The 18913-nt window shown below is 52.4% G+C and carries 14 protein-coding genes and 2 pseudogenes; 7 read left to right on the top strand and 9 right to left on the bottom strand.

Annotation, left to right across the window (positions count from 1 at the left end):
* Positions 1 to 82 precede the first annotated feature (82 nt).
* Positions 83 to 874 carry an HNH endonuclease gene (locus EA473_RS23225; RefSeq protein ID WP_394341304.1) on the bottom strand — a complete coding sequence of 264 codons (792 nt, stop codon included), beginning with the start codon at positions 872 to 874 and terminating at the stop codon, positions 83 to 85.
* A gap of 408 nt (positions 875 to 1282) precedes the next feature.
* Here EA473_RS23225 and EA473_RS09755 point away from each other — a divergent pair, with 408 nt between their 5' ends.
* Together EA473_RS09755 and EA473_RS09750 are read left to right on the top strand one after the other, a co-directional pair.
* On the top strand, positions 1283 to 1648 hold the full coding sequence (locus EA473_RS09755; protein ID WP_124195476.1) for a hypothetical protein: 366 nt from the start codon (positions 1283 to 1285) through the stop codon (positions 1646 to 1648).
* A gap of 365 nt (positions 1649 to 2013) precedes the next feature.
* Entirely contained in the window at positions 2014 to 3033 is a 1020-nt protein-coding gene (locus EA473_RS09750) for a hypothetical protein (RefSeq protein WP_124195475.1), read from the top strand.
* A gap of 99 nt (positions 3034 to 3132) precedes the next feature.
* Here the strand turns inward: EA473_RS09750 and EA473_RS09745 are convergent, their stop codons facing one another.
* The 4 genes from EA473_RS09745 to EA473_RS09730 all read right to left on the bottom strand — a co-directional run bounded on the left by EA473_RS09745 (position 3133) and on the right by EA473_RS09730 (position 4840).
* Positions 3133 to 3549: a PIN domain-containing protein gene (locus EA473_RS09745; protein WP_124195474.1), complete on the bottom strand. Its 417-nt coding sequence runs from the start codon at positions 3547 to 3549 to the stop codon at positions 3133 to 3135.
* The gene (locus tag EA473_RS09740) at positions 3546 to 3773 is read right to left on the bottom strand and encodes a DUF7557 family protein (RefSeq protein WP_007261163.1); all 228 of its coding nucleotides are present in this window, start codon (positions 3771 to 3773) and stop codon (positions 3546 to 3548) included. The genes EA473_RS09745 and EA473_RS09740 overlap by 4 nt, the downstream gene beginning before the upstream one ends.
* Positions 3774 to 3856: 83 nt before the next feature.
* On the bottom strand, positions 3857 to 4312 hold the full coding sequence (locus EA473_RS09735) for a hypothetical protein (RefSeq protein ID WP_124195473.1): 456 nt from the start codon (positions 4310 to 4312) through the stop codon (positions 3857 to 3859).
* Positions 4313 to 4840: a DUF7342 family protein gene (locus EA473_RS09730; RefSeq protein WP_124195472.1), complete on the bottom strand. Its 528-nt coding sequence runs from the start codon at positions 4838 to 4840 to the stop codon at positions 4313 to 4315. It lies immediately after the preceding gene.
* A 572-nt stretch (positions 4841 to 5412) separates the two neighbouring features.
* On the opposite strand from EA473_RS09730, the gene EA473_RS09725 reads away from it, so the two are divergent.
* Positions 5413 to 8079: a PD-(D/E)XK nuclease family protein gene (locus EA473_RS09725; protein WP_124195471.1), complete on the top strand. Its 2667-nt coding sequence runs from the start codon at positions 5413 to 5415 to the stop codon at positions 8077 to 8079.
* Complete coding sequence (locus EA473_RS09720; protein ID WP_124195470.1) at positions 8076 to 10943, top strand: UvrD-helicase domain-containing protein; 2868 nt, start codon at positions 8076 to 8078, stop codon at positions 10941 to 10943. The genes EA473_RS09725 and EA473_RS09720 overlap by 4 nt, the downstream gene beginning before the upstream one ends.
* Positions 10944 to 11020: 77 nt before the next feature.
* Here the strand turns inward: EA473_RS09720 and EA473_RS09715 are convergent, their stop codons facing one another.
* Together EA473_RS09715 and EA473_RS09710 are read right to left on the bottom strand one after the other, a co-directional pair.
* Entirely contained in the window at positions 11021 to 12259 is a 1239-nt protein-coding gene (locus tag EA473_RS09715) for an orc1/cdc6 family replication initiation protein (protein ID WP_124195469.1), read from the bottom strand.
* Positions 12260 to 13221: 962 nt separating this feature from the next.
* On the bottom strand, positions 13222 to 13599 hold the full coding sequence (locus EA473_RS09710) for a hypothetical protein (RefSeq protein ID WP_124195468.1): 378 nt from the start codon (positions 13597 to 13599) through the stop codon (positions 13222 to 13224).
* 634 nt (positions 13600 to 14233) lie between these two features.
* On the opposite strand from EA473_RS09710, the gene EA473_RS09705 reads away from it, so the two are divergent.
* Positions 14234 to 14872: an HNH endonuclease gene (locus EA473_RS09705; RefSeq protein ID WP_243645223.1), complete on the top strand. Its 639-nt coding sequence runs from the start codon at positions 14234 to 14236 to the stop codon at positions 14870 to 14872.
* A gap of 211 nt (positions 14873 to 15083) precedes the next feature.
* On the opposite strand, the pseudogene EA473_RS09700 reads toward EA473_RS09705, so the two are convergent.
* Positions 15084 to 16252, bottom strand: a pseudogene (locus tag EA473_RS09700) (ISH3 family transposase).
* A gap of 36 nt (positions 16253 to 16288) precedes the next feature.
* Here EA473_RS09700 and EA473_RS09695 point away from each other — a divergent pair.
* Positions 16289 to 16579, top strand: coding sequence for a hypothetical protein (locus EA473_RS09695; protein ID WP_124195467.1), 291 nt, complete (start codon positions 16289 to 16291; stop codon positions 16577 to 16579).
* A 13-nt stretch (positions 16580 to 16592) separates the two neighbouring features.
* Here EA473_RS09695 and EA473_RS09690 read toward each other — a convergent pair whose 3' ends face one another.
* Complete coding sequence (locus EA473_RS09690; protein WP_124195466.1) at positions 16593 to 18635, bottom strand: APC family permease; 2043 nt, start codon at positions 18633 to 18635, stop codon at positions 16593 to 16595.
* Between the two features lie 86 nt (positions 18636 to 18721).
* On the opposite strand from EA473_RS09690, the pseudogene EA473_RS09685 reads away from it, so the two are divergent.
* Positions 18722 to 18913, top strand: a pseudogene (locus EA473_RS09685) (IS4 family transposase); the annotation flags it as partial.

Below are 18913 nucleotides of genomic sequence, written 5' to 3'. Positions count from 1 at the left end.
ATGTCTCGGAATCATTCGAAAATCAGAGATCTTCGTGATGACGAAACACGGGCCGTTTCGAACCACGTAACCTCGAGGTGATTCACGTTCCTTCGTTGAGATAACCGACAATGACCGCTGTTTCCACTATTCCAAGGACTAAGATAAAGCGCGTTGCTGACCATGTTGTCATCGAGCTAAGTACCATCAAGAGAACTTCTAGAGTACCCCAAAGTACTAGGGATAAAACAATCCCTCCAAGAAATATGCTGGAGAAACCAAGATCGTGTTCATTTTCCACTGTCTCCCTATCGATTTGCTGAGCCGTAGAGGTAGCTGCTGTCGCCGGTGTTTTTGAATTGTGATCTCGCTTTTGGTGAGGATGTTTACTATTGTTCTTTGACTTGGTTTGTCGGTGACTGGAAGTGTTCCTGTTTAGTGAACGGGGCTTCTTCGAACTTTGAGTTCGCTTATCCGCGGATGGCGAATTTACCGGTGGTGCGTCCACTTTTGGCGTCTCTTGGCTCGAGGGTGAATGATCGCTGGAACTAGCGCCCGTAGATCTGGAGTTTTCAGATGAATCTGTTACAGCCTGTGAGGCTTTGACTGGACTGCTGTGTAGTCGTTTGTGACAGCTTGTACAAAGCGTGAGCAAGTTCTCTAGGTCGTTTGAGCCGCCTTCTTTGAGATAGGTCGAGTGATGAACCTCGGCATTGGTTCCATCTTGTTCTACATGTGCACCACATGATTGACAAATGTGTTCGTCTCGTTTGAGGACTTTTTTGCGGCGGCTACTCCAGTCTCCTGGATACGAAGAGCTTGTAGAATCACTCGCGTTATTGGTTGCTCTGCTTCCTGTTTGTATACTAATACATGGTGCGTCAGAACCGTGCATTCTTACTTTTAGGATATGTTTGCATCCACCTGCGACTCCCTCTTTCCGCCAGTCAGGGCACGTACAGGTAAACTCATTCATGTTTACTAGGTAATTGAGATCTCTATTACCATTGATTAGATAAACTCCATTTTCAAATTCACCGATGATATCAATATCTTGTTCAATCGCACGATCAAGCCGTTTTAGATCAGTTGGTAGGTCGTCCGTGTTAACTGGCATAGAGGGAGTGATTCGTCACAATCATTGGTCAGACACTATGTATATTCCTACAAACAATCTATAGCTTTTTGGCCGCCTCCTCAAGTTTTCACCTATACATTTTACTTAGTGCGGTTACAAACCCGGATAAATGTAATCCCACTTGCAATAACCTATATCGTTCTGTTCTGTGGACTGTATAATTGGATGACTGATCTCGAACAGTTACCGCGGACGGATAACGAATATGTGCGGAAGGATGATTCGGTTCAGTGGCTACGGGAACGATCAGAACCGACGTCTGAGGAGATTGTCGATGCTATCACCCCAAAGCCGTACGGACAGAAAGGGAAGACGTTCAATAAATCGATATCGGACGTACGGATCAAAGGAGATGCAGAGTTCGTGGAGACGATCGCGGGACTGCTCAAAGCATTTGTCGATTGTGAGTCGATGAACACGCGGCTTGATATCCAACTCCAGAAAGTGAAACACAAAGAGACGGGTGAACCGACGGACGCGTGGTCGCTCTATCTCAAATCGGCTGAACGTGGGTCCGGGCGACAGCCATAGAGCCAGACCATTTCTTTAGCTCGTTCTGATGATCTGGTAGTCTCAGGTTGACTGCCAACAGAATTGGATTCCCGAGCCTGGACCGGTCTATACTATATCATATTTCGTTACCATCTTCCTGTCGGATATGCGGATTACCTTCTTGGTCAATCTTGCTCCGGAGCAACGCTGGAATTACCGATCTACTCACTAATCTGGTTGATAACTCTCCTACGGTTGACTTCTCTTCAGATCTCCTCACCACACAATTAGAACACCAACTACCCGATTGGATAACCCGAATACAATATTGATATTGGGTTCCCAACTCCAGTAGTGATAACTAGCACCCAAAGTATATCTTGTTGATAGATAATCTACGTGTAATGTATCTATATTCGCCGGACGAGATCGACCGAGAGCGAGCGAATCACCAGGCGGTCATTCAAGGTGCGGACGATATTGACGTGAAGCGAATTGGGAATCTCGGTGAGCTTGCGTTCGAGCAATTCTGCCGGGAGTACCTTCCGATCGAGATGTGGGAGTGGGAGAACGAAGAAGCAATTCGGCGGTGTAATCCCGAGAGTTTCTCCGGGCACGATTTCGAAGTATTCGGCTACGAAGTGGACGTGAAGACGTCGAGGGACGTCTCGGCGTTTCGCCCCGCGAACCTGTTGGAGAACGACCCCGACGACGATATCATCGTGATGGTCTGGCATCGGGACAACGAGGATGCACTGATCCTGATAGGGTGGGAACGCACTGAAACGCTCAAGTCGAAAGTGAAGACCCAAGCAACGTACTCGGGTGATGAACCGGAAAAACTAGCCCATCTCGCCGCGCGGCCGATGAACGAGTTACAGGAGCTGGGGCCGAACACGGCATACATGAATCAGAAACCGGAGAACCCGTTCAAGCCCGGCGACCGTGTGATTAAAACGGGTGACGATGACGCGTCAGTCGGCGTCGTCATCGAGGTGATGCCGCCAGAGAAGAATACCGGTGCCTTCGGACAGGAACTAGACGGCGAGGCCGTTCGCGTAGCATTCCCTAGCACACTCGACAAAGGGCCCGCAGACTGGCGCGAGTACCACCCTGGGATACTCGCATCCTACTGTGTCGACACCGAAATCAAACTCTGGACCTACAAACACGAAAACCTCGAGTTCGCCGACAACCCGTATGTTCCGGGTGACCGCGTCATCAAAACCAGTCACAACGACCCGAACACGGCTGTTGTGGTCGAACGCGGTAATGACGACGAAGATTCGGTCACCGTTGCGTATCTCGGCGACTTCGACGACGAGGGCGTGTGGCCATCGAAACTTGCAGAACACTGTGAAGAAAACGAAATCAAGAGTTACACGTACTCTGCTGGCGAACTAGCATTCGAGAAAATAACCTGACTGACAGGGATTGTGAGTTAGCCCAGTCAAGTTATTTGACTCAATAAAACCGTCTCTGTGAAAATCACCTCTGTATCAAGTCGGTGAATCGTTGGGAGATTACACTCGGTGCGGATTGTACTCCTCTACAGGTAGTACTTCTTGGACATCCTTTGTCCAGAACTGCTTCTCAGCTGTCGCAAACCTCCCACCATGTTCTAAGGCAGAGGCAGCAATCAGTGCATCGAGCTGATCGACTGGTGCTCCTCGATCGTGGAGTTCTGATTGCAAGTCATGAGCTTCGGTTGCAGTCCGCTGTGTCGTTGTGAGGACATCCATCGACGTCGCGACTGCGTGGTTAATTTCGTCTGGAGCGGCATCTATATGTCCATAGAGTGAGCCCATGAGCGCTTCGAATAGTACGATAGATGGGACTCCCCACCTATATCGATCATACTCCTCAAGGAACTCTCTGGCGTCGTCTGTTCCATTGAGATAATCGCTCAAAAGATTATTGTCGAGGACGATTAACGTCACTGATCCATCTCCTCGACGTGCTGATCCATCCGTCCACGTAGCCCATCTCGGATCTCATCCATGCCTTCTCGAGACTCCTCAGGATCTCCTGATGCGATTCCGAACCCACTCCACTTGTCAGTCGACGTAAGTCGGAAGATTACGTCGTCGTAGCTTTCACCCTCCCGTTTGAAGATGTCCAGGCGGGACTTTGCCTCGTCTGATAGTCGAATTGAAGTGCTCATGCATACACCAACGCATGCGTCCTTGATAAGGGTAGTTGTTGTTTCAATTGTTGGACCGCCTACAAGAACGGCAATTGATCAAGTTAAGGTTTATAAAAAATTAGAATATTCTTTATATCTGGTGCTATTGTCGTAAGAACGGTCGAGTATATTTCGAGTGGGTGGAGTGATGGAAGTTCGATGTCAGTGACTTCGGTGGCAGATGGTGGCTCATGGAAGTGCAATCGAGTGTTGTGCGTGTTCGAATGCCAGTCCCAGCGACACTCCCAGAGTGTGCCATCCTCGTGTTCTTCTACGTAGTGAATCGAGAAGTCACCAGTTGTGAACCATCGGATGTTAAGTCGGGCCGCAGTCACCGAGTCAGGATATTGTTCAGGGTTGAGCTGTCCAGTAACCAGCCGGGGTTCGTAGGGATCTGGATTGAACGCGGTCTCGATAATGAGGGAATCTGATGCAAGATGTCGCTCCAGCAGGCGTAGAGTCTGTCGATCCGGTGGGCCTGTTGAGTGTGGCGCTGAATCCTCGGGTGGCTGGCTCATTTATGCTGGAATGAGATGCCCGTCGTTCTGTGAGAGCTGGCGTGCAAGTTCGTACAGTCGAATATCTCGAATTACGCCCTGCCATTCGCTGACTGCAGTCATCCGCTCGTGAATCGTTTCATGGTCATCGTAGTCGAACACGTTGACAGCTGTTGGGTCTGTTGTCTCGAATCGCGCTTCGTATTCCGTCCGCTGTGCTTCAAGGTCCTCTATACGGCTGATGATCTTTTCGACGGGGAGATCGGTTGCGATCCGACTGGCGTCCTGCCATTCGAGATAACCCTCGTTTCGTTCGTATGTCGCTGGACGTCTGTCCTGATCGGCTCGGACGATGCCCATCTCCGCCAACCGGTCAAGATGCTTTTTCGCGGCATTTGGAGAACAGTCCGCAAGGTCAGCAATCTCGGTGTACTCCGTCGGAGACGTGATCCCAAGGACGACATCGTAGATACGACCAAACGTATCTGTTCCCGTCTGCCATCGTCGCTGCGTATCGTCGGATGCGGGTGCCGGATCGAACCTAGTCATACCTGTCTATAGGTGGTCACTCTCAATATGTTTCCTGGTATATCAAATATATTCGAATCTTCGGAAGTGGTTTCGAAATCATATCGCACACGGGGTGTATTCGATCATCGAAAATCAACCAACATACGCTGAGAAAACCATTTTCCGTTGGTTAATAGTATCCAATAATTCTGAGGATTCATCTCTGGTTAGCGGCAGAAACCAGTGTGGACAACCGATAGCACCCCAATAGAGACAATTCCGATGTGAGCTGTCCCATAAAATACAATGTTAATACCGAGTAGGGTAACTGGAGTCGTATCAAGAGCACCTCCACTTCCAGTATCTCTGCTGTTGGCGATTCGAGAGGGTGCCACTATCCCCCTCATTCTGAGGCCGTGATTACCCACTATACGTCTCGCTGATGGCTGCTTCCTCTTCTACTCTGTGGAACTTCTCGAGTGCGGAAAGGGTCGCATCGATCGATGCCCAGATTCTCGTTTGCCAGCACGATGTCGGCTGTATACAGAGGGGACAATCTGCAACAGCTGACATACAAACTTATTGTCTAGTAATTCAACCCGCTATGCATCGTGTTATTCAAGCAGTCGAAATCGATCGATCGGCTGTATCAGGAGGTCACCGATTACGACCTCGTGATCGTTCCCGACTCACCGCTCGCGGATGCTCTCAACCGGCGCCTCGAGCGATCACATTTTGGCCCGTTCGCGATCACACCCCGACGGCTCGCAACGAGACGACGAGAAACTGCAGAGGACCGAACCGCATTTCTCGAGGTGATCGACGAGACCGAGTTGAGCTGGAAGCAGATCGCCTACACGGTCGGGAACGTCCTCCAGTGTTGGGAATACGAAGGAACCGCTGACGGAATCTTCGAGTACGAGGCGTTCGATACGCCGGCGACACGGACGGTCGTCGATATCATCGACTCGCTGCAGACGTCCTCGCGTCTTCTTGCAGACTATGAGATCGACGTCGGTTCAGACGAGTCGATCGCGGTCGTCGGCGAACGCCAACTGACGAACCTCGAGCGTTCGATTCTTCCCACGGAGTACGATTCGATTGACCGATTCACCGACACCCCCGTCGAAATGCCGCCGTTCAGAATCTTCGAGTCACCGGCGGCTATCGTCGACGCGGTACTCGATTCCGTGACGCGTGAAAACGCAACTGACATCGCGATCGTGCTCGACGCTGGGAGCGAGTACTCGCCGCTCGTCGAATCGGCACTCGAGACCGCAGGGATTCCATACTACGGCGGCCCTGGATTCATGGACCAGCGCGACCACCGCGCGTTCGTCCAGTTGCTCCGCTGTACGACTGCTGGCTCCGATACCCGTGTCCGGTCCGTCAAGCCGTTGCTCACGTGTCTCGGTGCGACGGTATCCGTCGAACACGACGAGAAGTGTCTCTCCGACGTCGACGACTCGGAAGTCGACTGGCTCCAGGAGTTCACCAGTCGGGCGAACGAACTCACGTTTGCGGAGGCGTTGAACGCATACGAAGATCGAACGGGACGAACGCTCGAGGCGTTTCGCGACGAACTCGAGAATCTGGACGTGCTCGAAGAATCGATGACTCCGAAGGCGATCGATCAGCTTACGTTCTATCTCGAGACCTACGACGTCCCGATCGACCGGGACAACGAGGGGGTCTTGCTGGCGGATGCAAAATCGGCTTCGTTCGTTGACCGACCGGTCGTCTTCTATCTGGGTCTCGACGAACGCTGGACACACGACTCGCCGAACCGCCCATGGGTCGATCGCGACGAGGAGTACGAGCGAAACATCGAGGGGTTCCAGTCGCTCCTCCAAAGTGGCGTCGACCAGTACTATTTGGTTCAGGATTCAGCCGGCGGCTCGCCCGTCACGCCGTGTCTGTACTTCGAGGATCTTCTCGAGACCGACTTCGAGCGCTTCAGCGACCTCGAGTCGATTCGCCACACGCGCCCGGATCGAACGGTCGACAACGGATTCGAGACAGAACCACTTACCGCGGACGTCGAACCCAAATCTGTCGAGACGATCAGTCAGTCGAGTCTCAACGCGTACGCGAACTCCCCACGAGACTACTTTTTCGGGCGACTCGTCGAGACGCCCGATAAACACTACTTCGCCGAGGGGAACCTCTTCCACGACTTCGCCGAATTCGTCGTGAATCATCCCGAGGCTGTCGACGATGATCGCCTCGAGGAGGTCGTCGAGGTCATGATCGAGGAGACGCGTGCGTTCCACCGGAACGTCGATATCGAGACGCGCCGAACGCGATACCGAATCGGACTCGAGACGATCTGTGAGTACCTCGACGAACACGCACCATCCGATACGACGTTCCTGACCCCCTCGAGCGGCTGGGGACGAAACTTCTTCGCGGAGTACTTCGATCGAACGGTCGATTCACCGGTCACTGAACGCTGGTTCGAAGACGAGAGCCTGGGACTCAACGGAAAAATCGACCTCGTCCAGTCGCCGACGCAGCTGGTCGATTTCAAGAGCGGACGCAGGAACACTGCATCCCAAGTCACGAAACACGCCTCAATTGAGACGCCGAGCGACAGGCCAAACTTCCAGGCGGTACTCTATCTCACCTACTGGCGACACCAACAGCCCGACGAGCGACTGGCGTTTACGTTTTTCCACTTCCTCGAGACGATCGACGATGTCGTCAGCGGAGACGCCTCTCTCGAGGATTGTCTCACGACGGTGACCTACCACCCAATCGCGTTCGACGAGTTCGTTCAGTCCCGGTCGGTCTTCGATGCACTCTGCGAAGACGCCGCTAACGACTGCAATAAGACGTTCTCGAAGACCTGCTACGAAACGTATCTGACGGTGTTCGATTCCCACGAGATTCCCAGAACGAGGGATGCAGACGAGATGGCGGCCTCACCGTTCGGCGAGGCACTCGTCGAGCGAATGATCGACGACGTCGGCGACTACAAGTATGTCAAAAACGGCTGCGTACAGGCATTTAGACATCTCTGTGGCTATCGGACGGAAGGCTATTTCGTCGAAGATCTCGACAACTTCGAACGGTTCATCGACGAGCAACTCGCGGAGTTGAACCGCTACCGCCGCGGCGAGGATCGCTTTCCCGTCGCCGGCCGCGCCGGCGAGCCGAACTACCGCTACGTGAACAACCGCGATATGCTGCTCACCGACTCGCGATCCGCTCGAGACGACGCACAGACTGATTCTGCGACTTCAGCCACAGAGCGGAAACCGGAGGTGAGTCGATGACATCGTCGTCCGACGCGTCACTGGACGAGGGGCTGTCACCGAACGAACGTCAGCAACGACTCATCGAGAACACAGACGGACTGTACCTCGTCGACGCCGGCGCCGGGACCGGCAAGACGTTCACGGTGACCCATCGGTATGCGAACATCGTCGATCAGGACGACGTCGACCCCGACGACGTCCTGTTGATCACGTTCACACGCAATGCGGCGTCGGAGATGAAAGATCGAATCGTCGCCAGCTGCGACTACGATATGCGGGCGCTAAACGACGCTCCGATTCAGACCTTCCACAGCCTGTGTAACGATATTCTCGACCAGCACGGCTTTCACGCCCCTTCGTATCTCGGTATCGACGACGCGATCACCGGCTCGACGCAGGTCCTCGAGAACGAGACGATCGAACGGGAGTACTTCCACGAGTTCGTCGACCGATTTAGCGATGATCACGACGAATACGACGACCTGCTTCGCTGCCTCTCGGATCCGACGGAACTGCTCAGTCTCATCAACAATCTCGCCTCGAAGGGCATCTTTCCGACTGCAGACGGCTGGTACCGCAACTCCAGAGACGTACTCGAGGGCGACTTCGAGGCGTTCAAAGCTACCTTCGACGAGCTGAACCGGCCGCGAAACGATGGCAACAAACAGTCGAAACTCCGTTCGAGTCTCGGCCGATATGGCAAGAACAAGTGCTATCTGCCGGATGCACCCGACCGAGGAGAACTCCGTGGTGAGTACGGCTCGAAGTCGGTCCCCGAAGACGTCGCTCGACTGGTCTTCACCGAGGATCGCGATCATCTCGTGGAGTTCGTCCACGACGTCTACTTTAAATACCTCGAGTTCGCACTCGGGCGGAACTATCTGAACTTCTCGTTCCTTCAGCTCTTCGCGTTCGTCCTGTGTTGTGAGGACGGCGACCTTCGCGAATCACTGGAGTTCGAGTACGTGATGATCGACGAGTTTCAGGACTCGAGCGAGATTCAGTTCAAACTCGCACTGCTGCTCTCGGGAACCGACAATTTCTGCGTTGTCGGTGACTGGAAACAGAGCATCTACTCGTTTCAGTACGCGGCGATCGAGAACATCGCCGAGTTCGACGCTCGATTGCAGCGCTTTGCCGGCGAACTGAACGACGATGCCGAGCGAGTGTCGTTCCCGCTCGAACCCGTCACCACGATCGAACTCGAGCAGAACTATCGCTCGACGCAGTCGATCCTCGACTTCTCCGAGCACGCGCTCGTAGCACCGGGCAGTAGTCGCGAGTCGATCGACCAGAAGTCGATTCTCGAGCGGATCGTGTCACTGTTTTCGAACACCGACCACGATCACTCACAAATCGAGGCGTTCCAGCACGCCGACGAACACGAGGCGATCCTCACAAAGATCCAGGAAATCGTCGGCAACGACGAATATGCGGTCGAAGAAGACGGCGAACTTCGAGCGCCGACGTACGGCGATATCGCAGTACTCACCCGAACTCGCGATTTCGGGCGGGACTTGCTCGCGACCGCCGAGACGTTCGACTTCCCGATGGCGTACGAGGGAGGGATCGAACTCTTCCGAACTGATCAGGCGAAACTGGTGCTCGCCTGGTTACGGATCCTCGAGGCCAACTCGGAGGCCGAACGAGGGTGGGCGGTCGTACTGGAGCGCGCCGGCTACACGCTCGACGAGATCGAGTACGTCCTCGAACACGACGCCTATCCGAGTGAAATGGATGCGTTTCGTTCCGAACTCACAGCACTCGAGACCCACACGGCCGTTGCTCGGCGTGTGTTCGACCGCTACGGATACGACGGGTCGACGGCGGACGTCGTCCTCACGACGATCCAGTCGATCCACCGCTCGACGACGATGACGCGGGGCGACCTGATCCGGATCATCGAACACGGTGTCGACAACGGCTATACCCAGGAAGTGGAGGCCGCTGCCGGCTCCGATTCGGTCACCGTACAGACGATCCACTCGGTGAAGGGACTCGAGCATCCGATCGTGATTCTCGGGAATATGAACAGTGGCAAATTCCCACCTTCCGGGGGGTCCGGCGGAACGATCACGTACGACGAGCCGATCGGTCTCCGTCAGCGGAAGTGCTACGCCGACGCCCACGGTGAGCCACACGTCTACGACAACTGGCGAGCCGACGTCCTCCGACTGTGCCAGCCGACCGAGTACGACGAAGAACGCCGCCTCCTCTACGTCGCGATGACTCGCGCCGAAGACCATCTGTTGTTTGCGGCGGGAGAGGAGCCGAATACGTTCCTCGAGGAATTGCCAGTCAAAATCGACGAACTCGAGCCGACTGTTTCGTCCGTCGACGTGGACGTGGAAACGCAGACGGCGTTCAGCGTCGACATTCCAGCCCCGGCAGGACCGCGTGGCTATTCGCCACACTCGCTCATGGACGACAGCGTTTACGAGGACGTCTCCGATGGGAGAGGAATGGACTTCGGGTCTCACGTACACGAGTTCGCCGAAAACTACGCTCTCGGTGAAGAGGTTACACCCACCAGTGACGACGAACGACACGTCAAAACGTTCCTCGATGGACTATCTGGTGAGCTACTGGTCGAGGAGCGAGCGTACCTCCCGCTCGAGGTTGACGGTACACAGGTTACACTGTCCGGGGTTATCGACCTGGTTCACGTGACCGACGATACCGTCGAGATTATCGACTTCAAGACTGATCTCGGCCGTCACGCCGAGTCAGAGTATCGAATCCAGCTCAGCGTCTACTACCACGTCCTCGAGGAGTGGTACAGTGATCGCACCGTGATGGCATCGATATTCTACACTGCTGACAACGACCGAGTCATGGTTAATCCGCTGTCCAAGGCTGAACTCGCCGAATTGGCTGTGTAGCTGAACGTCACTGCGACTCTGCTCAAGAAACGTTTGAACGGGTGGTGTGTAGGTCAGCTTCTGATCACGCCAGCAAGCTACAGAAACCCCTGGCTTTCAGCGTTCTGACGAAGCGATTCCAGATCCAGTTCGCCGCTCATATACAGATTCTCGAGTGTCGAAAGGGCCGCATCAATCGGGACATCAATTTCGTATTCGTAATAGATCCCGCCACCTCTGCCTTCGTTTCGCTTCGTTCGATCGAGGATACCGAGCATCGAGAGTTCAGCAAGATGATTATGGAAGGCTCTTCCACCGAGTGGATCGCGATTGGTTGCGGCTGTGAGATCGCGGTACTGCTCATAGAGCTGTTGTTTCTGGAACGGGACTTGCGATGGATCGGTAACCATAGAAGTAACCACGGCTAAGAGTGTGAGGTGTCCGTGGGAAGTTAGCTCTTTCATGCTCTCTCCAATTCGTTGCTTTTCGAGCAATTGCTTTGCCTCGCGGACGTGATCTTCGGTGACAAAGGGGTCGTTTCGTCGACGAGCCAGATCTCCAGCCTCGAGAAGCAGATCGAGTCCTTGACGGGCACTGCCCTTGTCCTGCGCAGCGAACGCCGCACACAGTGGAACGACATCGCCCTCGAGGATTCCACCTTTGAACGCTAGCGCTGCTCGTTTTTCGAGGATATTCTGGAGTTTGTTCGCGCCGTATGGTGGGAAGTGGAGTTCGCGTTCGCAAAGGGTATCTTCAACACGTGGATCGAGCTTCTCTCGATATTTGAAATCATTACTAATTCCGATAATCCCGATACGAGCATATTCGATTTTTTCATTGCTACGTGCACGGGGAAGTTGATAGAGAATCGAGTCGTCATCGCCGATGTAGTCTACTTCGTCAAGGACGATCAAAATCGTTCCACCGATCCGATCGAGTTCTGCCCAGAGCTTTTTATAGACAGCATTCAGCGGATAGCCCGTGCGACTGATCTGTTCGGACGGGTCACGGAACGTATTAACGAGTTCCACAGCAACCCGATAACTACTGGTCAGATCCTCGCAATTGAGATAGACCGTCGTTACCGTGATGTCGTCGTACTGCTTGGCATCTTCCTCAAGATGGTGAAGAAGATACTTCGTGGCGGCTGTTTTCCCCACACCTGTTTTCCCATAAAGAAAGATGTTTCGAGGCTGTGAACCGTTGATGACGGGTTGAAGATACGCTGTGTACTGCTCGAGTTCGTCGCCGCGCTCCTCAAGTGATTTAGGCTGATAATCGTCGTGGAGGACGTTTTCATCCTCAAAGATGGCTTCAGACCTCTTGAATAATGTCATGTGTTATTTACTATGTAAGCCACAAATAAAGCCATCGGTGCGAACGTTACGAACGATGCGCTCGTTTCAGTCGATAGTTGGGTAGAGAGACACCACTGATTCAATCGTTCCATGGCGAGAGAACTCGCCACTGCTGGAATTTGTTCGAATGTGGGTCTAGTAACTAGGTTAGATTTATCGCGGTCAGGTGAGAACCAAACCCGTACTGCTAGTGACCCAGAAACGATTGAGTGGGTGGTGTGTCCGCTCTAATATCCTATTCTGGCAAGGATTTTGTTGAGAATATTCACGAGAGCGCGCCTATTTCCTCCAAACGTTTGAATGGGTGGTGGGTGTCGGACGAATACCCAGAGTGCTATCCCGGTGGAAACGTTTGAATGGGTGGTGTCTCTCTGTGCTCTTGCTATGCTTCTGTGTAATTTCGTGTAACGGAGGAAACAGTAACTCCATTACGGCTGAATGGCTGGTGCTTGATCGTAAGTTATGAAGAACAAGCCGATATGGGTGCGTTCTCTGAGGGATGTTTCAGGAACAGATCGATAGAGGTGCACCCTGAGGACTTCCCTCAGTGGTTCATATTGTGATGGGGTGTATTCAATCGAATTGGTTAACCAACATATGCTCGGTGAATCCTTTGTGTTGGTTAACCATTGCTGGAGATTCTGTGAATTCGTCTCTATTTGGTGGTGGGGCCAGTGCAGACAATCGACAGGATTCCGTTGGAAACGTTCTTAGTGTAAATCACCTCTCAAAATACAGTTCTAGCTCTATGTAGCGTAACTCGAGTCTCAGCAGGAGATGCCACTATTTCTACTATTTCCGCTGTTGGCGATTCGAGACGGTGACACTCCCCCTCGTTTTGGGATCATAGTTACAGGGAGAACAGGCGAAAGCCCACGGCTTTACAGTAGTTGCTGATTCGATCAGGAAAGCCGGTGAGGATTGAAGTCTCGTATCAGCAACTACTGTTCAGCCGTGTGGAGGATGTCAAGACCGTTCATCCGTCGATGCTCTCGGATTACAGACTTGAGCTGGCGACAGGCATCTTTCGCTCGATAAGCAAGTTCACCCTCTCGAGTTCGCTGAAGCATGTCGGCGTACCACTCACAGGCATCAGCAGCGAGAGCCAGCCACGCAACTCGAGTGTGGACACGCCCATGGCGACGTCCGACCATCCAGATCGTCGCGATCGCATCCAGTCGATTTCCGACTGCATTGTCACCGTATGATTCGAACCACTCTCCTCGAAGCTCGCAGGCCGAGACGACTGTCTCGCAGAACTCTTCGTCGACGTCGAGTACGACGTGATGTCCTCGAGTCTGCTGGATCTCGAGCATCATGACTGTCCCTCCGTGATCTCGAGTCTGATTTGATCTTGGTGCGAAATGGCGCATGCCGGCGAGCAGTATACCGTCAACGTTGGGTTTTCACAGACTTGGTTGAGGCACGCCGTCCTTACGGGTTTGGCAGTACGTGTCGTTGACTGATTCATTGGGTTTTCACGCGGACACATTCTCTGATGCGCCTGCACCCATTCAGGCGCACAAAACACGACGCGAAGGCGGGTCTGGGGTTGCCCAAATAGTGATGTGGGATCCTTCGAAATGTATTGTAGATCTATAAATGTCGTCTGAACGGCTCCGAAGCATCGTGCCGATGTTTGGCGGAGCGACAAGCTACGTCGAGACACTCGATGCAATCATTGAGTGCGTAGAGGCTCAACAGCCAACGACGGACGAACTCGTTGGTTGGCATCGAGGACGGTTTGAACAGGTCTCGAGTCGGGATTCGATCTTGAGACGGTGTGACTATCTCGAGGACGTTGGCTTCCTCGAGGTTCATGCCGATAAGTGGGACCTTGGCCCAGAGGGCCAACGGTATTTGGCTAATCGATCAACTGAAACCCTCCTCGAGATCATGTGTCGACGAAATCTCGGACTTCGGAGCTTGCTCTATGCGCTGTCTGTGGGGTCAATGTCCATCGAAGGCGTCAGTCGACAACAGCTCAACACGCATCCCGAGCTTGGCTGGGATCCATCAAACGACGATATGGCGCTACAGCGGGTCAATTGGCTCCGTAGTCTCGGTGTTGTTCAGAAAGATGGTGACCAGTACGCACTGACAGCTGAGGGGCGTCAGTTTGCCGACAACGCGGTAGAGGAGTGGGCAGGCTCAACAATGACAGAGGAGTCAGATACGTCGGATTCAATGATGGCTGGTACCTATGAAACCACAGTAGAGGCCAGAGCAATTGATCCCGAGTTTCGAGCGACTGCACTCTATCAATTCGATCAGACCTGTGCTGTCTCTGATGTAGACCATCCAGCTTTGTTGGACGTTGCCCATATCCTTCCGTGGTCGGATTATCCAGAATATCGAGCTGACCTCCAGAATGTCCTCCCGCTGAGTAAGATCCATCATGCAGCATTCGATCGGAGGCTGTTCACAATCGATGCTGAGTTCCATTTGCAAGTGAATCCCCAGTTTGAGACGGACAGCCAACTGCTGCGTGAAACCATTTGTGATCGTGCCGGTGAGCGGATTTCACTACCCGAGAACACGGTTTCTCCGAAGCATCTCGAAGCGCATAATGCGGTACTCGAATGGGTCTGATTTTAGGATCGGAATTTCGCACGTCCTCAGTACCTCACAAATCAGCCTCGGCTAACTGGCGCTGAAGCGTGATTTGCCGACGAATCAGAGCCGAATCTGTGCTCCGTAGATCTACCCGACAACAAGAGATGAGAGGCTGTCGCAGTCGGCGGCGATCAGCCGCCGACGCGACGGTGTTGCCACTGGTCGATAGGGCATCCCCGGTCACCGGTTACCGGTTGAAGCGATCATCTGGTGGCCGATTCGCGGGGACGGCCCGACGCACTGCGAGGGCCGTCCACGCTGCCCGAGTCACCATGTCGTCGAACTCTTCGAAGGGCCACCACCAGAGGCGACGCCCGCCTCGGCGGGGCGTCGCCACATACTCCCAGTGCAAGTACCGCCAGACGTTCTGAATCAGCAGGCTGAGAACGACGAACAACAGCCGTCTCGTTGGATCTTGCGTCGTCGTTGAGATGATCGTTGACTTGGAGAGCCGATAGCTCGCTTCGATCCCGAACCGTTTGCTGTAGTGGGATCGGGCTTGTCGAGGTTCATCGACGAACGGCGCGTCGACGGCGTAGCCGTGACGCGCCACCCCGTGCTCACCGTATCGCCCGTTCTTGTAGGTACAGTCGATCACCACTGGAAACTCGACGGTCCACTTGTTCTCGCCGTAGGTCGTCGTGAGATCGTGAGTGATCTCACGACTCCAACCGGTGCTGAGTTCGTTCTTGATCTTGCTGCCCCACTTGATCACTGGAACGATGTACGCGAAATTGTGGGCTTGGAGCAATGTGAGACACTTGCCGTCGTAGAAACCGCTGTCGAGATAGACCGCTTTGACGTCGACTCGAAGTTTTCGAGCAATCCAAGGAACTCAGCGAGGACATCGCTGGCGGTGTCGCCGTCGGTAAGACGGCGCACCGCCAAGGTGTATCGCTTGTTGTTCACGCGGGCGTAGAGTGTGGCGTAAGCGTGGAACGCAGTCGTTCCTGCTTTGGCCTCGCTGTAGTAGAGGCCGTCAGTCTCGTCTTCGTTACCGTAGTAGGGCCGCAGGTGGAGGTCCGTGACGACCTCCACCTGCTGGGGGAGCGTTTCGAGGACATCTTGCTGGAGAAGCGTGCTCCCGGTTGATTCGACAGTTTTGAGGTCGAACTTGGTGCGCAGGTGGTAGAGAACATAGTTGCCAGAGGGTGCGTCTTCGCTCTTCTCGCAGAGTGAAGAGATCGAGGTCCCGTCGGCGGTCGCGCCGACGAGGACCTCGAAAATGTCCTCTGGGTCGATTTCAGCGTTCTCTCCGAGGTTCAGGGTAAATGCGCCGGTGAGAACGTTGACGAGAAAGTTAAGGAGTTGGTCCCCATGGATTTCACTGTCTGCTTGCTGCTGTTTGCTAGGCACATTCACAGCAAGCAGATGTTCTAACTAAGCGGCTTTGTGAAGTACTGGGTCTATGTTCATCTGAACAATGATGATGTAAACCAAGCGATCAGAGAACAGTACGGGATCTCGAATGACAAAGACGAGGAGAAGAATATCGAGTGCAGTTTCTGTAACGCCGAGAACAAACCAGGTCATACTGAGTGTCGGAACTGTGGAAGAATACTCTCACTCAAACAGGAGACAGAGGAAGAGGAGAAGAGAGAAGTCTTAGAACGTTTAGCTGAACTTGAGAAGAAAGGAATACTGGACAAAATCCAGAAATTGGGCCAAGAGGATGCCAAGTAAGCATTCTATTGACTCATGAGTCCTCTAAACGCTCGTGGAACTCTACGTAGTTGCTTCCGTCCTCTCCATTCAAACTTTCTGTAATCTCGTCTTGGAAACCGGTATAACTCCATAGATTATCCGGTCTCAGCCACCATCCATCCCTCGCATAGGTTCTAGAACCAGTTGGATATCCATACTCCTCCATTAGTGGTCGAGGGATCCGACTTCTACTTTCAGGAATCTCATAGAAATCATCTACAAGAACATTCCAAAGCTCAGGTGTAATCGACTCAGGATCGTGATATTGGTTGATCCAAGCCCCAGTCATCTTGAGTTGTTTGTACATTTTTTTCAGATTCCTCTCGTTGATATCACCGGACGAAGAATATTCCTCAGAGAGTTCTTGGTAGAGTTCTGGATAGGGTTCGATAAGTTCAGCAAGCACTTCTGGATCATCTCGATGAAAGTAAATCAAGAATGCTGTGAAGTCACTGATCCTCTGATTTAGTTCGGAATCAACGTTCTCTGAGCTTTCAAAGGCGTCTATGTAAGTGGTCTCAATTAGTTCAATCCAGGTTTCATTAAGATCAGTAATCAAATCGAGTTTCATTTCATCTTCTACCGGCACTCCCGTTTCAAAGACAAAAAGAAACTGAGTAAATCCCTTATAGATATCTGAGTGGTTTTCTTCAGAGTTTGTTAGACTTATATCTCGAAGGAAATCCACAATCTGAGATAGAAGATCGTGAAGAGAACGTTGGGTTCGAGGGTCCGAGTCTTGATTTTCTGAAAGCGACTGCGCAATTCTACCCGCAAAAGGATTCAGTCCAAAAAGACCTGCATACAGTACCTGTTTGTTCATATAGCTATAGTTTGATTTCGCTTGATTGAAACTGTCCGCAAATACCTCTAATAACGATGAGACATCGTACTCTGGTGCAAATCCTATATCCAATAATGCCGCTATGTACGCCGCATACATTTTCTGGTATTGTCCATGAAGAGACTGTAAAAGAGAGGCAAGATAACTATGATTCCCGCTACTACAGATAGTGGATATCGTCTCCAGCTTGCCTTGGAAGACCCGCACAGAATCCGAGTCTCCTTTTTCGATTGCTGTAACAGACATCTCACCAAGTTTTTGAATACTGAGGGATGCAGCAGCCGTTCTATCGAACTCCAATGAATCCTGGAAAAGATCTTTCAACAGGTCTGCCCACATTGAGGCCTGGGCACCGAGCTCTCGATTCTTAGTAATCGCCACACCGATATCGCCAATTGTCTCAACTACGCTCTCAGAGTACTTTTGACGGGAGTAATCCTCAAAAGCCGCCGAACCAATAAATTTGAACTGATCATTGAGTTCTTGAAGGAAACCTTCACTCACATCTCTTTCTGAGGTTTGATCAAGATATTTATCGACAATTCGGCTCAATGAACTCAGACATGTATCAACTACGGGCCGCTGGTTTTTCTCGATAGCTCCGATACATGTGCTGACAATAAGCTGTGTATCACTGGTGAGTTGCCCAATATAATCTTCATCCTGTAATGGGACACCGAAATAATTGGGTCGATAAATCTGTTCAGTAGCAATATCTTCTTCTATATTCCGAGTGATGTATTCTATAATATTAGCGATATTAATGAAGTAACCCGTGAAGGCAATCAGAGAGCCAACAAGAAGGACGGTCGCAATTGAGAAAGCATACCCAATCACTGTGAAGGGAGATCCCCAGTCAAAATAGCTACCTGAGATGTTAAAGACGGATGCAATTAGGATGACTACTATAATTGCAAGGAAGTAAAAGTTGTGAAAAATAACGCCCGACAAGCGGGACGAATATTCTTGGTTGGCATTTTGTATGAGGAAAATTACGACAACGAATACTAAGCTGATGATACTAAGAATGAGGTTCATCGAAGAACTGAAAAAGTCATTTGAGGGGTTCTGAACCAGCCAAGACAGTTCTTCGATTACAAGTCCTACTTCACCCAATATTACACCAACAACAGCGATCAGTACGACAGCAATAGCACTGAAGTATCCGTCTTTAGCTAAGCGTGAAACCACGTGACAGCGACAGCTTATCGTGGATACTTTTCGGAAGGAATGAGGAGGTATCGAGTGTGCACAACGAAACCTCCTCATCTCGGATTATGCGTCGGCTCACTACATTGTTTCCCTCCGAGTTCCTCGAAGAGCACGCCGAGGAACTCGGCGTGGTCGAACGCGACCGCAAGCTCCAGATTCCCGCATTCGTCTGGGCATTCGTGTTCGGTTTCGCCGCAGGCGAAAGCCGAACACTCGCTGGCTTCAGACGCAGCTACAACTCGACAGCTGATGAGACG

The sequence above is a fragment of the Natrarchaeobius chitinivorans genome, assembly GCF_003841505.1.
Lineage (GTDB): Archaea > Halobacteriota > Halobacteria > Halobacteriales > Natrialbaceae > Natrarchaeobius > Natrarchaeobius chitinivorans.
The sequence above is the reverse complement of the archived record's forward strand: the minus strand, read 5'-3'. Positions and strand labels throughout refer to the sequence as shown.

What these genes read in the sequence shown, in the direction of transcription:
- EA473_RS23225 (WP_394341304.1), bottom strand. Translation starts at nt 874, where the DNA reads ATGCACGGTTCTGACGCACCATGTATTAGTATACAAACAGGAAGCAGA.
- EA473_RS09755 (WP_124195476.1), top strand. Translation starts at nt 1,283, where the DNA reads ATGACTGATCTCGAACAGTTACCGCGGACGGATAACGAATATGTGCGG.
- EA473_RS09750 (WP_124195475.1), top strand. Translation starts at nt 2,014, where the DNA reads ATGTATCTATATTCGCCGGACGAGATCGACCGAGAGCGAGCGAATCAC.
- EA473_RS09740 (WP_007261163.1), bottom strand. Translation starts at nt 3,773, where the DNA reads ATGAGCACTTCAATTCGACTATCAGACGAGGCAAAGTCCCGCCTGGAC.
- EA473_RS09735 (WP_124195473.1), bottom strand. Translation starts at nt 4,312, where the DNA reads ATGAGCCAGCCACCCGAGGATTCAGCGCCACACTCAACAGGCCCACCG.
- EA473_RS09730 (WP_124195472.1), bottom strand. Translation starts at nt 4,840, where the DNA reads ATGACTAGGTTCGATCCGGCACCCGCATCCGACGATACGCAGCGACGA.
- EA473_RS09720 (WP_124195470.1), top strand. Translation starts at nt 8,076, where the DNA reads ATGACATCGTCGTCCGACGCGTCACTGGACGAGGGGCTGTCACCGAAC.
- EA473_RS09715 (WP_124195469.1), bottom strand. Translation starts at nt 12,259, where the DNA reads ATGACATTATTCAAGAGGTCTGAAGCCATCTTTGAGGATGAAAACGTC.
- EA473_RS09710 (WP_124195468.1), bottom strand. Translation starts at nt 13,599, where the DNA reads ATGATGCTCGAGATCCAGCAGACTCGAGGACATCACGTCGTACTCGAC.
- EA473_RS09705 (WP_243645223.1), top strand. Translation starts at nt 14,234, where the DNA reads ATGTCCATCGAAGGCGTCAGTCGACAACAGCTCAACACGCATCCCGAG.